Below are 13,100 nucleotides of genomic sequence, written 5' to 3'. Positions count from 1 at the left end.
GCCTCCTATTGCGCGACGACTTTCACCGCCGAGCCATCGTCGAGTTTGTCGGCGCCCTCGGTGACGACCTGCTCGCCCTCCTTCACCCCGTTGTCGAGCACCGCCGAAACATCGCCTGTCGCCGGCCCGGTCTTGATGTTGCGCAGGCTGACCTTGTTGCCGGGGTCGACCACGACGAAGACGAAATCGCCCTTGCTGCCGTGCTGGATCGCCCGGGTCGGCACCACGGGGTTCTGACTCAGAGTGTCAGCCTTGAGCCGGGCGTTGACGAACTGATTGGGAAACAGCGCCTTGCCGGAGTCGTCGAACTGCGCCTTGACCTTGATCGTGCCGGTGCTGGTATCGACCTGGTTATCCAGCGCCAGCAGATTGCCGGTGGCCAGCAGGTTGTGTTTGTTGCGGTCGTAGGCCAGCACCGTCACCGCGCCTTTGGCCATGGCCTGATTGATCGCACCGAGATCGTCCTCGGGTACGGCGAACACCACAGTGGCCGGGGTCATCTGAGTGATCACGGCAATCCCGGTGGTGCTGGTGGTAGTCACGTAGTTGCCGGGGTCGACCTGGCGCAAACCGACCACGCCATCTACCGGCGAAGTGATCGTGCAGTAGCTCAACTGGACTTCGAGGTTCTGCACGCTGCCCTGATCCGAAGCGACCGTGCCTTGCAGTTGCTGCACCAGCGAGGCCTGGGTATCGAGGGTTTGCTGGGTGGTAGAGCCGACCTTGATCAATTCGCGATAACGCGCAAGATCCCGCACGGCGTTGGCGAGCAGCGCCTGATCATGCATCAGCGTGCCCTTGGCCACCGCCAGTTGCGCCTTGAGCGCGCGGTCGTCGATGCGGGCGATGACCTGGCCTTTGGCGACGTGCTGGCCTTCCTTGAACTCGACCGAGCTGAGAATGCCGTTGACCTGCGTCACCACGGTCACGCTGCGGGTCGGGGTCACCGTGCCCAAGGCGTCGATGTAGACCGGCACGTCCTGCAGCTTGACCGCAACCGTCGCGACCGGCTCGGCAGCCGGCGGGGGTTTGACCCGACGCTGACCGGCGCTCAGGTAGAACCACAGGGCAAGCCCCAGCAACAGCACGATGCCAATGATCAACAGGACTTTGCCGCGCCTGCGTTTCGCCATGACCGCCCGCCTCTTGCCCCCGCGTCTGCCTTGACTCTAGCAGCGTCCCGACAGCCATCGCGGGGGATGGCGAATTTGTTCAGGCTGGCGACAGACTGACGCGACGAGCGCCACCGACAGGCATTGTTGAGCGCCGCGCGAGGCCGGTGCTACCATGCGCAACCGCCAGAACAGGCAAGGAACCACCGGGTTTATGAGCACAATCCGCGAGCGCAACAAAGAACTGATCCTGCGTGCCGCCAGTGAAGAGTTTGCCGACAAGGGCTTCGCTGCGACCAAAACCAGCGACATCGCCGCCAAGGCGGGATTGCCCAAGCCCAACGTCTACTACTACTTCAAGTCCAAGGAAAACCTCTACCGCGAGGTTCTGGAAAGCATCATCGTGCCGATCCTGCAGGCTTCGACCCCGTTCAACCCGGACGGCGTACCGAGCGAAGTGCTGAGCGGCTACATCCGCTCGAAGATCCGCATCTCCCGCGACCTGCCGTTTGCCTCGAAGGTGTTCGCCAGCGAAATCATGCACGGCGCCCCGCACCTGAGCGCCGACCTGGTCGAGCAACTGAACAGCCAGGCCAAGCACAACATCGACTGCATCCAGAGCTGGATCGACCGCGGCCAGATCGCCCCGATCGACCCCAATCACCTGATGTTCAGCATCTGGGCCGCGACCCAGACCTACGCCGACTTCGACTGGCAGATCTCCGCCGTGACCGGAAAGGAAAAGCTCGACGAAGCCGATTATGAGTCCGCGGCGCAAACCATCATCCGGTTGGTGCTCAAGGGCTGCGAGCCGGACTGAAACCAACACCTCCAGACACAAACAAGCCCGCCCTCACAGAACATCCTGTGAGGGCGGGCTTGTTCGTTTCAGCGACTATCCGGCGTTAGCCACTCAGGCCGCCACCCCCGCATCCGCCCGCAGGTCCAAAGCCTCCACAGCCTTGATCGCCACCTGCTCATCGACATCCGACAGATCGCCGCTGATGCCGATCGCGCCCAGCACGTTGCCCGCCTGATCACGGATCAACACGCCGCCCGGTGCCGGCACGACGCTGCCCTGCCCCATGCTGTTGAGTGCGGCGATGAACGCCGGGCGTTGTTGTGCGTCCAGCGCCAGCAGGCGTGAGCCCTTGCCCAGGGCGATGGCGCCCCAGGCTTTGCCGATGGCGATGTTCGGGCGCAGCAGGCTGGCGCCGTCTTCGCGTTGCAAGGTGACCAGGTGGCCGCCGGTATCCAGTACTGCAATGGTCAGCGGCGCGGCGGAGATCGCCCGCCCTGCGCTGATGGCTTCGTTGACCAGGTTGACTGCGACTTTCAAGGTTAAAGCGCTCATGGTGCCGTCCTCATTTTGTTATTGGGAAAGCCGTTGGGCTGCGCTTTTCTGCCGCAGCCCGATGCAACAAATAGAACACAATGAATTATTTTTTTGTATACAATAATTCTCGAAAAGCGCCCCATGCGACGAAAAGCCACAGTAGAAACGGCTTCCGACGAATGAAACAGGCGCTTGAGAAAATGGATTGACCTGCGCCGTCCGCCGTGAATACACTCTGCGCAAAGCCACTTGTATACAATTACAAAACGTAAAGAGGCACAAAACCATGAGCAAAATGAGAGCAATCGAAGCCGCCGTTCTGGTGATGCGCCGTGAAGGGGTTGATACCGCTTTTGGCATTCCGGGTGCTGCGATCAACCCGCTGTATTCCGCCCTGAAGAAAGTCGGTGGCATCGATCACGTCCTCGCTCGCCACGTTGAAGGCGCCTCGCACATGGCCGAGGGCTACACCCGCACCAAGGCCGGCAACATCGGCGTGTGCATCGGTACTTCCGGCCCGGCCGGCACCGATATGGTCACCGGTCTGTACAGCGCCTCCGCGGACTCGATCCCGATCCTCTGCATCACCGGCCAAGCGCCACGTGCCCGTATGCACAAGGAAGACTTCCAGGCCGTCGACATCACCAGCATCGTCAAGCCAGTGACCAAGTGGGCAACCACCGTTCTGGAGCCGGGCCAGGTGCCTTACGCGTTCCAGAAAGCCTTCTATGAAATGCGCTCCGGCCGTCCGGGCCCGGTGCTGATCGACCTGCCGTTCGACGTGCAGATGGCTGAAATCGAATTCGACATCGACGCCTACCAGCCACTGCCGCTGGCCAAGCCGAGCGCAACTCGCGTGCAGATAGAAAAGGCTCTGGCGCTGCTCGATCAGGCCGAGCGTCCATTGCTGGTGGCCGGTGGCGGCATCATCAACGCCGACGCCAGCGATCTGCTGGTGGAGTTCGCCGAGCTGACCGGCATTCCAGTGATCCCGACCCTGATGGGCTGGGGCACCATTCCGGACGATCACCCGCTGATGGTCGGCATGGTCGGTCTGCAGACTTCGCACCGTTACGGCAACGCCACGATGCTGAAATCCGACGTGGTGCTGGGCATCGGTAACCGCTGGGCCAACCGTCACACCGGCTCGGTCGACGTGTACACCGAAGGTCGCAAGTTCATTCACGTCGACATCGAAGGCACCCAGATCGGCCGCGTGTTCACCCCGGACCTGGGCATCGTTTCCGACGCCGCCGCCGCGCTGACCGTGTTCATCGAAGTCGCCCGTGAATGGCAAGCCGCCGGCAAACTGAAAAACCGCAGTGCATGGCTGCAGGACTGCCAGCAGCGCAAGGCCAGCCTGCAACGCAAGACCCACTTCGACAACGTGCCGGTCAAGCCGCAGCGCGTGTATGAAGAAATGAACCAGGTGTTCGGCAAGGACACCTGCTACGTCAGCACCATCGGTCTGTCGCAGATTGCCGGCGCGCAGTTCCTGCACGTCTACAAGCCGCGTCACTGGATCAACTGCGGCCAGGCCGGTCCGTTGGGCTGGACCATTCCGGCAGCGCTGGGCGTGGTAAAGGCCGATCCGAACCGTAAAGTCGTGGCCCTGTCGGGGGACTATGACTTCCAGTTCATGATCGAAGAACTGGCGGTCGGCGCCCAGTTCAATCTGCCGTACATCCACGTTGTGGTGAACAACTCGTACCTGGGTCTGATCCGTCAGGCACAGCGCGGGTTCGAAATGGACTACTGCGTGCAGCTGTCCTTCGATAACCTGAACGCGCCGGAACTCAACGGTTACGGTGTCGACCACGTCGCAGTCGCCGAAGGCCTGGGCTGCAAGGCGCTGCGTGTGTTCGAACCGGCTGACATCGCCCCTGCCCTGCGCAAGGCCGAAGAGCTGATCGAAGAGTTCAAGGTGCCGGTGATCGTCGAGATCATTCTGGAGCGTGTGACCAACATCTCCATGGGTACCGAGATCAACGCCGTCAACGAATTCGAAGACCTGGCGCTGGTCGGCAACGATGCGCCTACCGCGATTTCGTTGCTCGACTAACTGCTGACCGCTCCCACTGTGGGAGCGGGCTTGCCCGCGAAGGCGGCTTCACATTCAACAGAGTTGTTGACTGACCCACCGCTTTCGCGAGCAAGCTCGCTCCCACAGGGATCGAATGACCTGCTATTTACACGGGAGACCACCATGCCGCGTTTCGCAGCCAACCTGTCCATGCTGTTCACCGAACAGGATTTCCTTGCCCGTTTCGACGCCGCCGCCAAGGCTGGCTTCAGCGGTGTCGAGTACCTGTTCCCGTACGATTTCAGCTCCGCCGAAATCAAGGCCAAACTCGACGCCAACGGTCTGACCCAAGTGTTGTTCAACCTGCCGGCCGGTGACTGGGCCAAGGGCGAACGCGGTATCGCGTGCCTGCCGGACCGGGTCGAAGAGTTCCGTGCCGGTGTCGATCTGGCCATCGCTTACGCACAGGTTTTGGGCAACACCCAGGTCAACTGCCTGGCCGGTATCCGTCCGCAGGGCGTGGACGATGCCACCGTGGAAAAGACCTTCGTCGCCAACCTCAAGTACGCCGCCGACAAGCTGCAAGCCGTCGGTATCAAACTGGTGATGGAAGCGATCAACACCCGTGACATCCCGGGTTTCTACCTGAACAACACGGCGCAGGCCCTGTCGATTCGCGAGCAGGTCGGCAGCGCCAATCTGTTCCTGCAATACGACATCTATCACATGCAAATCATGGAAGGCGATCTGGCCCGCACCCTGCAATCGCACCTGGCCGAGATCAACCATGTGCAGCTGGCCGACAACCCGGGCCGCAACGAGCCGGGCACTGGCGAGATCAACTACCGCTTCCTGTTCGAACACCTCGATCGCATCGGTTATCAGGGCTGGGTCGGCTGCGAGTACAAACCGCTGACCACCACTGAAGCGGGCCTCGGCTGGCTGAAGACCCACAACGCGATCTGACCCCCTATTTGCTTGAGCAAGACAAAAACAAGAGGAATTTCTCATGGCTAAAATCGGATTTATCGGCACCGGCATCATGGGCCACCCAATGGCTTCGAACCTGCAGAAAGCCGGTCACAGCCTGTTCCTGTCGGCGCACCACGACGCCGCTCCTGCCGATCTGGTCGCTGCTGGCGCCGTGGCCCTGGCCAACCCGAAAGAAGTGGCCCAGGAAGCTGAATTCATCATCGTCATGGTGCCGGATACCCCGCAGGTCGATGACGTGCTGTTCCGCGCCGACGGCGTCGCTGCCGGCATCGGCAAAGGCAAAGTCGTGATCGACATGAGCTCGATCTCGCCGACCGCCACCAAGGCTTTCGCCGCGAAGATCAACGAAAAAGGCGCGCAGTACCTCGACGCTCCGGTGTCGGGTGGTGAAGTCGGTGCCAAGGCTGCGACCCTGAGCATCATGGTCGGTGGCGACGCCGATGCCTTCGAACGCGCACTGCCGCTGTTCCAGGCCATGGGCAAGAACATCACTCTGGTCGGCGGCAATGGCGACGGTCAGACCGCCAAGGTGGCGAACCAGATCATCGTTGCCCTGAACATTCAGGCCGTTGCCGAAGCCCTGCTGTTCGCTTCGAAAAACGGTGCCGATCCGGCCAAGGTGCGTGAAGCGCTGATGGGTGGTTTCGCCTCCTCGAAGATCCTCGAAGTGCACGGCGAGCGCATGATCAAGGGCACCTTCGATCCGGGCTTCCGCATCAGCCTGCACCAGAAGGACCTGAACCTGGCCCTGCAAGGCGCCAAGGAGCTGAACATCAACCTGCCGAACACCGCCAACGCCCAGCAAGTGTTCAGCACCTGCGCGGCCATCGGTGGCAGCAACTGGGACCACTCGGCGCTGATCAAGGGCCTGGAACACATGGCCAACTTCTCGATTCGCGACAAGAAGTAAGTCTCTGCTGCACCGTTTGAAACCTGAGGGAGCGAGCTTGCTCGCGAAGAGGGTCTGTCAGTCGACATGGATATTGACTGATCCACCGCTTTCGCGAGCAAGCTCGCTCCCACAGGTCCTGTATCGCCCTTTCGAATAACAAGAATTCCGGGAGCCCGCCATGTCGGTCGATCCGCAACAACTGCTGCGCGAGCTGTTTGCCACAGCCATCGACGCGGCCCATCCGAACCAGGTCCTCGAAGCTCATCTGCCGGCCGATCGCACAGGTCGCGTGATCGTCATCGGCGCCGGCAAGGCTGCCGCTGCCATGGCGCAAGTGGTCGAGCGCTGCTGGGAAGGTGAAGTCTCGGGCCTTGTGGTGACCCGCTACGGTCACGGCGCCCCGTGCGAAAAAATCGAAGTGGTCGAAGCCGCGCATCCGGTGCCGGACGCTGCCGGTCTGGCCGTGGCCAAACGCGTGCTGGATCTGGTCAGCAACCTGACCGAAGACGACCGCGTGATCTTCCTGCTGTCCGGCGGCGGTTCTGCCCTGCTGGCGCTGCCGGCCGAAGGCATCACCCTGGCCGACAAGCAGTCGATCAACAAAGCCCTGCTCAAATCCGGCGCGACCATCGGCGAGATGAACTGCGTGCGCAAGCACCTCTCGGCGATCAAGGGCGGACGCCTGGGCAAGGCCTGCTGGCCGGCGACTGTTTACACCTACGCGATTTCCGATGTACCGGGCGACCTCGCCACGGTCATCGCTTCCGGCCCGACCGTGGCCGACCCAAGCACCAGCGCCGAAGCACTGGCAATCATCAAGCGCTACGGCATCGAGATCCCGGCTTCCGTGCGCACCTGGCTGCAAAGCCCGGAATCGGAAACCGTCAAACCCGGCGACCCGAGCCTGGCCCGAAGTCACTTCCAGCTGATCGCACGTCCTCAGCAATCGCTGGATGCGGCGGCGGTGAAATGCCGTCAGGCCGGTTTCAGCACGCTGATCCTCGGCGACCTGGAAGGCGAATCCCGGGAAGTGGCGAAAGTCCACGCCGGCATTGCGCGCCAGATCATCCATCACGGCCAGCCACTGGCAGCACCGTGCGTGATTCTTTCCGGCGGTGAAACCACGGTGACCGTGCGCGGCAATGGCCGTGGCGGACGCAACGCCGAATTCCTCCTCAGCCTCACCGACAGCCTCAAGGGCCAGCCCGGCGTGTATGCGCTGGCCGGTGATACCGACGGCATCGACGGCTCGGAAGACAACGCCGGCGCGATCATGACCCCGGACAGCTACGCCCGCGCCGCCGCCCTCGGCCTGAGCGCCAGCGACGAGCTGGATAACAACAACGGTTACGGCTACTTCGCGGCGCTCGATGCGCTGATCGTCACCGAGCCGACCCGCACCAACGTCAACGACTTCCGCGCCATCCTGATCCTCGAGAGCTCTAAATCATGACGCCTGACAAAAAGGTCAAAATCCTCGCCACCCTCGGGCCTGCCGTCGACGGCATCGAAGACATCCGCGAGCTGGTCGAGGCCGGGGTCAACATCTTCCGCCTCAACTTCAGCCACGGCGATCACGCCGACCACGCCAAGCGCTATCAGTGGATCCGCGAAGTCGAGCGCCAGCTCAACTATCCGCTCGGCATCCTGATGGACCTGCAAGGGCCGAAGCTGCGGGTCGGCAAGTTCGCTGACGGCAAGGTTCAACTGCATCGCGGCCAGGCCTTCCGCCTCGATCTGGACGCGACACCGGGCGACGAACGCCGGGTGAACCTGCCGCATCCGGAGATCATCGCCGCGCTGGAAGCCGGAATGGATCTGCTGCTCGATGACGGCAAACTGCGTCTGCGGGTCGTCACCAAATACTCCGACGCGATCGACACCACCGTGCTCAACGGTGGCGAGCTGTCGGATCGCAAAGGCGTGAACGTGCCGCAAGCGGTACTCGATCTGAGCCCGCTGACCACCAAAGACCGCCGCGACCTGAGCTTCGGTCTCGAACTGGGTGTGGACTGGGTGGCGCTGTCGTTCGTGCAGCGTCCGCAAGACATCATCGAGGCCCGCGAGCTGATCGGCGACAAGGCGTTCCTGATGGCGAAAATCGAGAAGCCGTCGGCTGTCGAGCAACTGCGCGAGATCGCCGAGCTGAGCGACGCGATCATGGTTGCCCGCGGCGACCTGGGCGTGGAAGTGCCGGCCGAAAGCGTTCCGCAGATCCAGAAAAACATCATCACCACCTGCCGCCAGCTCGGCAAACCGGTGGTGGTGGCAACGCAGATGCTCGAGTCGATGCGCTTCTCGCCGGCGCCGACCCGCGCCGAAGTCACGGACGTCGCCAACGCCGTGGCCGAAGGCGCCGATGCGGTGATGCTGTCGGCAGAAACCGCGTCCGGCGAATACCCGCTGGAAGCCGTGCAGATGATGAGCAAGATCATCCGCCAGGTGGAGAACGGCCCGGACTACCAGACCCAACTCGACGTCAGCCGGCCGAAAGCCGAAGCGACCGTGTCCGATGCCATCAGCTGTGCGATCCGCCGAATCAGCAACGTGCTGCCGGTGGCGGTGCTGGTCAATTACAGCGAGTCCGGTGCATCGAGTCTGCGTGCGGCGCGGGAGCGGCCAAAAGCGCCGATCCTCAACCTGACGCCGAACCTGCAGACTGCCCGCCGCTTGAGCGTGGCGTGGGGCATTCATTCGGTGGTCAATGATCGTCTGCGTCAGGTGGATGAAGTGTGCTCGACCGCGCTGGAAATCGCTCAGGCTCAAGGAATGGCCGAGCGTGGCGATACGTTGCTGATCACCGCGGGTGTGCCGTTTGGGCAACCGGGGTCGACTAATTCGCTGCGGATCGAAACATTGATTTAAGCAACACCTGTGTGGCGAGGGAACGTGCTCCCGTCGCTCGGCATGACGGTTTCCACAAGAGACACCGCATTCACCGGGCATGAGCTCCCTCGCCACAGTTTCAAGCAAGACCTTTTGATTGTCCTACTGCCCAGATTGTCCAGACATGCCTGCCAACCACTTCAACACCCACTGCCCCGACTGGGCCGAAGCCTTGCTCAACGGTTTCAGTCAGATCTTCCTCCAGCGCCACCCGTTGTGTGGCCTGCTGTGCCTTTTGGCCATTTTATTTACCGCGCCGGTGCTGTTCGCCGGCGCGCTGCTTGGCGCGGTCGCCGGGTTGCTCACCGCGCAGCGACGCAACTACGCCAAGGCTGATCGCCAGGCCGGACTGTTCAGCTACAACGGCGTACTGGTCGGCCTGTTGCTGAGCCTGTATTTCCCCTGGTCGCCGATGCTGCCACCGCTGATTCTGGCGGCCGGCGGCCTGAGCGCGATGATCACGCAGCAGTGGCTCAAACGCGCGCGCCTCACCGAGTACCTGCCCGCCTACACCGCGCCGTTCGTGTTGCTGAGCTGGGTGTTCCTGTGTTTCGCCGAGCCTTCGACGCCGGCTCCGGCGCTTGAACTGAGCACGCCGAACCTGCTTGGTGCCGCGCTGAAGGGGCTGGGCCAGGTGATGTTCCTCGACCACCCGCTGGCCGGTGCATTGATCGCTGCCGGTTTGCTGATCGCCGATCGCCGGGCATTTGCCTGGGCGCTGCTGGCTTCGGTCATCGGTTTGGGCTCCAGCCTGTTGCACCACGACAGTCAGGTCGCGCTGCTCGGTCTGGGTGGCTACAACGCGGTGCTTGCCGCCCTCGCCTTCAGCACCCAACGCCAGCAACCGTGGCTGCCGCTGTTCGGGATCGGCCTGGCGCTGCTGGTGACCCCGCTGTTCGGTGCCCTTGGCCTGGCGACCCTCACGGCACCGTTCATTCTTGCCTGCTGGCTGCTGCGCACCGGAATCCGCCTGATGCGCCAACCCGAGTTGAACGCGGCGCCTTGCGCTGACGGGGAGAATCAACCTAGGCTGCGCTGATTTATGGCCAGGGCGATTCGCATGAACGGCAACAACACGTGGCGTGATCGCCTGTACGTGATCATCTTTCAGACTGACACAGTAGCGGGACGTCGTTTCGACAAGACCCTGCTGCTGATCATCCTCGCCAGTCTGGTGACGGTGATCCTCGACAGCATCGACGACGTCCACCAGAACTACGCCGATGTGCTGGCGTACATCGAGTGGGGCTTCACCGTCATCTTTCTCGGCGAGTACTTGCTGCGCCTGTATTGCTCGCCCAAACCGTTGCGCTACGCCTTCAGTTTCTACGGTTTGGTGGACCTGCTGGCGATCGTGCCCGGCATCCTCGCGTTGTATTACAGCGATGCCCAGTACCTGCTGATCATCCGGGTGATCCGGATGCTGCGGATCTTCCGTGTGCTCAAGCTCGGCCCGTACCTGAAACAGGCGCATTACCTGCTCGACGCCTTGCGCGGCAGCAAGCAGAAAATCCTCGTGTTCCTGCTCAGCGTCTGCACTCTGGTCACCGTTTTCGGCACATTGATGTATGTGGTGGAAGGCCCGGAGCATGGCTTCACCAGCATTCCAAAAGGCATCTATTGGGCTATCGTGACCCTGACCACCGTGGGTTACGGCGACATCGTGCCGAGGACCGTTCTGGGCCAGGTGATTTCGTCGCTGGTGATGATCACCGGTTATTCGATCATCGCCGTACCCACCGGGATTTTCACCGCTGAACTGGCCACGGCGATGCGCGGCGGTCAGCTGCAGCACGACTGCCCGGTGTGCAAGAAAGACAACCATGAACACGAAGCGTCGTTCTGCTCCCGATGTGGCAACGCGCTGTTCAAGAAAATGGAATAAGCAAAGTTCTTTTTAATCTTTAAGCGACTATGCGCGCCCCGCTATAGTCGCTGGCAATTGGCCTCACCTTTGTAAAAACACCCCCACAGAACAAGGAATGCGCAGTGAAAAAACTCTTTGGCGCCTCACTTCTCGCCGCTGGTCTTGCCTTCGGCAGCGTGGCTCAAGCCGCACCGACCCTGCTTAACGTTTCCTACGACGTGATGCGCGATTTCTACAAGGACTACAACACTGCGTTCCAGAAACACTGGCAGGCCGAACACAACGAAAACATCACGGTGCAGATGTCTTTCGGCGGCTCGAGCAAGCAAGCCCGCTCCGTGATCGACGGCCTGCCGGCTGACGTCATCACCATGAACATGGCGACTGACATCAACGCTCTGGCCGATAACGGCAAACTGGTCCCGGAGAACTGGGTCACCCGTCTGCCGAACAACAGTGCGCCGTTCACCTCCGCGACCGTGTTCATCGTGCGCAAGGGCAACCCGAAAGCCCTGAAAGACTGGCCGGACCTGCTCAAGGACGGCGTGCAAGTAATCGTGCCGAACCCGAAAACCTCGGGCAACGGCCGCTACACCTACCTGTCGGCCTGGGGCTACGTGCTGAAAAACGGCGGTGACGAGAACAAGGCGAAAGACTTTGTCGGCAAACTGTTCAAGCAAGCGCCGGTGCTGGACACCGGTGGCCGTGCCGCCACCACCACGTTCATGACCAACCAGATCGGCGACGTGCTGGTGACCTTCGAGAACGAAGCTGAAATGATCGCCCGCGAGTTCGGCCGCGACCAGTTCGAAGTCATCTACCCAAGCGTCTCCGCCGAAGCCGAGCCACCGGTGTCGGTAGTTGACAAAGTCGTCGAGAAGAAAGGCTCCCGCGCCGCCGCCGAGGAATACCTGAAGTACCTGTGGTCGCCGGAAGGTCAGGAAATCGCTGCCGCCAACTACCTGCGTCCACGTGACCCGGCGGTACTGGCCAAGTACACCGACCGCTTCCCGAAAGTCGACTTCCTGTCGGTCGAGAAAACCTTCGGTGACTGGCGCACCGTGCAGAAGACCCACTTCAACGACGGCGGGATCTTCGACCAGATCTACAACGGCCAGTAAGACGTGAGCTGACATGAAAAAGGCGACCTGAAGAGGTCGCCTTTTTTGTGGCCGGCTACATGGGCGGCTTGACGCCATCCTTGCCGGCCGAGATCGATTGCGCGGTCAACGTGCCGTCCGCGCTCTGGGTCACGAAGGTAACGATCTTCACTCCGACCTTGAGCAGGCTGCGATCCCCCGGCGTCAGGTTGACGATCGGCACGTCCTCCGGCACCAGGATCTTCTGCTGGCCGCCCTTGTAGTTGACGGTCAGCACCCGGCCGTTGCTCACCACCAGATCGCCGACGCTGCCATTGGTCATGCTGCTGCCCTTGGCGAGGTCGAACGGCCGATGACCGTCGCCGCTGCCGGCCAGCTCCGGCGGGAACACGTGAACCTCCAGCGCCTTGAGCGTGCCATCCTCCTGGGGAATGGCTGCCGAGCCGATGTAGCTGCCGGGCTTGATGTCTTCGATGTTGGCCAGGGTGACGGCGCGGACCTTGGTGTCCGGAGTCAACTGAACCACCACATTTTCACCCGTGTTGACGTGCACCTTGAGGGAGTCGGGGCTGACCCCGGTGATTTCGCCACGCACACCGATGCGCATGCCCGGGGCTTCGCCGGCGCAGACGCTACCGGCACTCAGTACGCCGATCATCAAAAGAGTCGTGGTGTGGCGAAGCAGCTGACGAAACATCGCAATCCTCCGGTTGTTTGCAGATGGAAATCCACTGACAACATAAGCACGCTATCGAACAAGATGTAAGTGAATGTATCATCGTCCCTCTTCGGTCGGACGCAAGGTTCGCCGATGGACGACGGATTGTTCGACGCGATCTATTCCGCAACGGAATAACTGATATCGATCCAGGGCTTCTACCGCCCGCCCGT

General features: G+C 61.8%; 12 protein-coding genes. 9 read left to right on the top strand and 3 right to left on the bottom strand.

The genetic code is table 11. The features are described 5' to 3' along the window. Positions 1-5 precede the first annotated feature (5 nt). Complete coding sequence (locus CAG02_RS11165) at positions 6-1,133, bottom strand: efflux RND transporter periplasmic adaptor subunit (RefSeq protein WP_085710526.1); 1,128 nt, start codon at positions 1,131-1,133, stop codon at positions 6-8. Positions 1,134-1,326: 193 nt separating this feature from the next. Here CAG02_RS11165 and CAG02_RS11160 point away from each other — a divergent pair, with 193 nt between their 5' ends. Further along, complete coding sequence (locus CAG02_RS11160) at positions 1,327-1,932, top strand: TetR/AcrR family transcriptional regulator (RefSeq protein WP_085710525.1); 606 nt, start codon at positions 1,327-1,329, stop codon at positions 1,930-1,932. A gap of 93 nt (positions 1,933-2,025) precedes the next feature. Here CAG02_RS11160 and CAG02_RS11155 read toward each other — a convergent pair whose 3' ends face one another. Next, on the bottom strand, positions 2,026-2,466 hold the full coding sequence (locus CAG02_RS11155; RefSeq protein WP_085710524.1) for a heme-binding protein: 441 nt from the start codon (positions 2,464-2,466) through the stop codon (positions 2,026-2,028). 268 nt (positions 2,467-2,734) lie between these two features. Here CAG02_RS11155 and gcl point away from each other — a divergent pair, with 268 nt between their 5' ends. The 8 genes from gcl (at position 2,735) to CAG02_RS11115 (ending at position 12,230) form a co-directional block, all read left to right on the top strand. Further along, on the top strand, positions 2,735-4,510 hold the full coding sequence (gene gcl / locus CAG02_RS11150; protein WP_085710523.1) for a glyoxylate carboligase: 1,776 nt from the start codon (positions 2,735-2,737) through the stop codon (positions 4,508-4,510). Positions 4,511-4,654: 144 nt separating this feature from the next. Next, positions 4,655-5,437, top strand: a complete 783-nt coding sequence (gene hyi / locus CAG02_RS11145; protein ID WP_007959286.1) for a hydroxypyruvate isomerase — start codon at positions 4,655-4,657, stop codon at positions 5,435-5,437. Positions 5,438-5,480: 43 nt separating this feature from the next. Next, positions 5,481-6,374 (top strand): 2-hydroxy-3-oxopropionate reductase, encoded by an 894-nt coding sequence (locus CAG02_RS11140; RefSeq protein WP_085710522.1) that lies wholly within the window; start codon positions 5,481-5,483, stop codon positions 6,372-6,374. 160 nt (positions 6,375-6,534) lie between these two features. Continuing rightward, positions 6,535-7,809, top strand: coding sequence for a glycerate kinase (locus CAG02_RS11135; RefSeq protein WP_085710520.1), 1,275 nt, complete (start codon positions 6,535-6,537; stop codon positions 7,807-7,809). Then, a complete protein-coding gene (pyk, locus tag CAG02_RS11130; protein WP_085710519.1) occupies positions 7,806-9,221 on the top strand; it encodes a pyruvate kinase in 1,416 nt (471 codons plus the stop codon). Before CAG02_RS11135 ends, pyk begins: the two co-directional genes overlap by 4 nt. Positions 9,222-9,366: 145 nt before the next feature. After that, on the top strand, positions 9,367-10,281 hold the full coding sequence (locus CAG02_RS11125; protein ID WP_085710518.1) for an urea transporter: 915 nt from the start codon (positions 9,367-9,369) through the stop codon (positions 10,279-10,281). A gap of 21 nt (positions 10,282-10,302) precedes the next feature. Further along, the gene (locus tag CAG02_RS11120) at positions 10,303-11,127 is read left to right on the top strand and encodes an ion transporter (RefSeq protein ID WP_085710517.1); all 825 of its coding nucleotides are present in this window, start codon (positions 10,303-10,305) and stop codon (positions 11,125-11,127) included. 104 nt (positions 11,128-11,231) lie between these two features. Beyond that, on the top strand, positions 11,232-12,230 hold the full coding sequence (locus CAG02_RS11115) for a sulfate ABC transporter substrate-binding protein (RefSeq protein ID WP_085710515.1): 999 nt from the start codon (positions 11,232-11,234) through the stop codon (positions 12,228-12,230). Between the two features lie 55 nt (positions 12,231-12,285). Here CAG02_RS11115 and CAG02_RS11110 read toward each other — a convergent pair whose 3' ends face one another. Next, positions 12,286-12,906: a DUF5666 domain-containing protein gene (locus CAG02_RS11110; protein ID WP_085710514.1), complete on the bottom strand. Its 621-nt coding sequence runs from the start codon at positions 12,904-12,906 to the stop codon at positions 12,286-12,288. Positions 12,907-13,100: the final 194 nt, after the last annotated feature.

The sequence above is a fragment of the Pseudomonas sp. R43(2017) genome (assembly GCF_002112345.1).
GTDB classification, from domain to species: Bacteria; Pseudomonadota; Gammaproteobacteria; order Pseudomonadales; family Pseudomonadaceae; genus Aquipseudomonas; species Aquipseudomonas kribbensis.
Note: the sequence above shows the minus strand (reverse complement) of the source record. Positions and strands in the feature narration are given on the sequence as shown.

Bases quoted from the DNA above. Each gene is read 5' to 3' on its own strand.
- CAG02_RS11125 (WP_085710518.1), top strand. From the start codon at position 9,367: ATGCCTGCCAACCACTTCAACACCCACTGCCCCGACTGGGCCGAAGCC.
- hyi (WP_007959286.1), top strand. From the start codon at position 4,655: ATGCCGCGTTTCGCAGCCAACCTGTCCATGCTGTTCACCGAACAGGAT.
- CAG02_RS11110 (WP_085710514.1), bottom strand. From the start codon at position 12,906: ATGTTTCGTCAGCTGCTTCGCCACACCACGACTCTTTTGATGATCGGC.
- CAG02_RS11140 (WP_085710522.1), top strand. From the start codon at position 5,481: ATGGCTAAAATCGGATTTATCGGCACCGGCATCATGGGCCACCCAATG.
- CAG02_RS11135 (WP_085710520.1), top strand. From the start codon at position 6,535: ATGTCGGTCGATCCGCAACAACTGCTGCGCGAGCTGTTTGCCACAGCC.
- CAG02_RS11120 (WP_085710517.1), top strand. From the start codon at position 10,303: ATGAACGGCAACAACACGTGGCGTGATCGCCTGTACGTGATCATCTTT.
- pyk (WP_085710519.1), top strand. From the start codon at position 7,806: ATGACGCCTGACAAAAAGGTCAAAATCCTCGCCACCCTCGGGCCTGCC.
- gcl (WP_085710523.1), top strand. From the start codon at position 2,735: ATGAGCAAAATGAGAGCAATCGAAGCCGCCGTTCTGGTGATGCGCCGT.
- CAG02_RS11165 (WP_085710526.1), bottom strand. From the start codon at position 1,133: ATGGCGAAACGCAGGCGCGGCAAAGTCCTGTTGATCATTGGCATCGTG.
- CAG02_RS11155 (WP_085710524.1), bottom strand. From the start codon at position 2,466: ATGAGCGCTTTAACCTTGAAAGTCGCAGTCAACCTGGTCAACGAAGCC.
- CAG02_RS11160 (WP_085710525.1), top strand. From the start codon at position 1,327: ATGAGCACAATCCGCGAGCGCAACAAAGAACTGATCCTGCGTGCCGCC.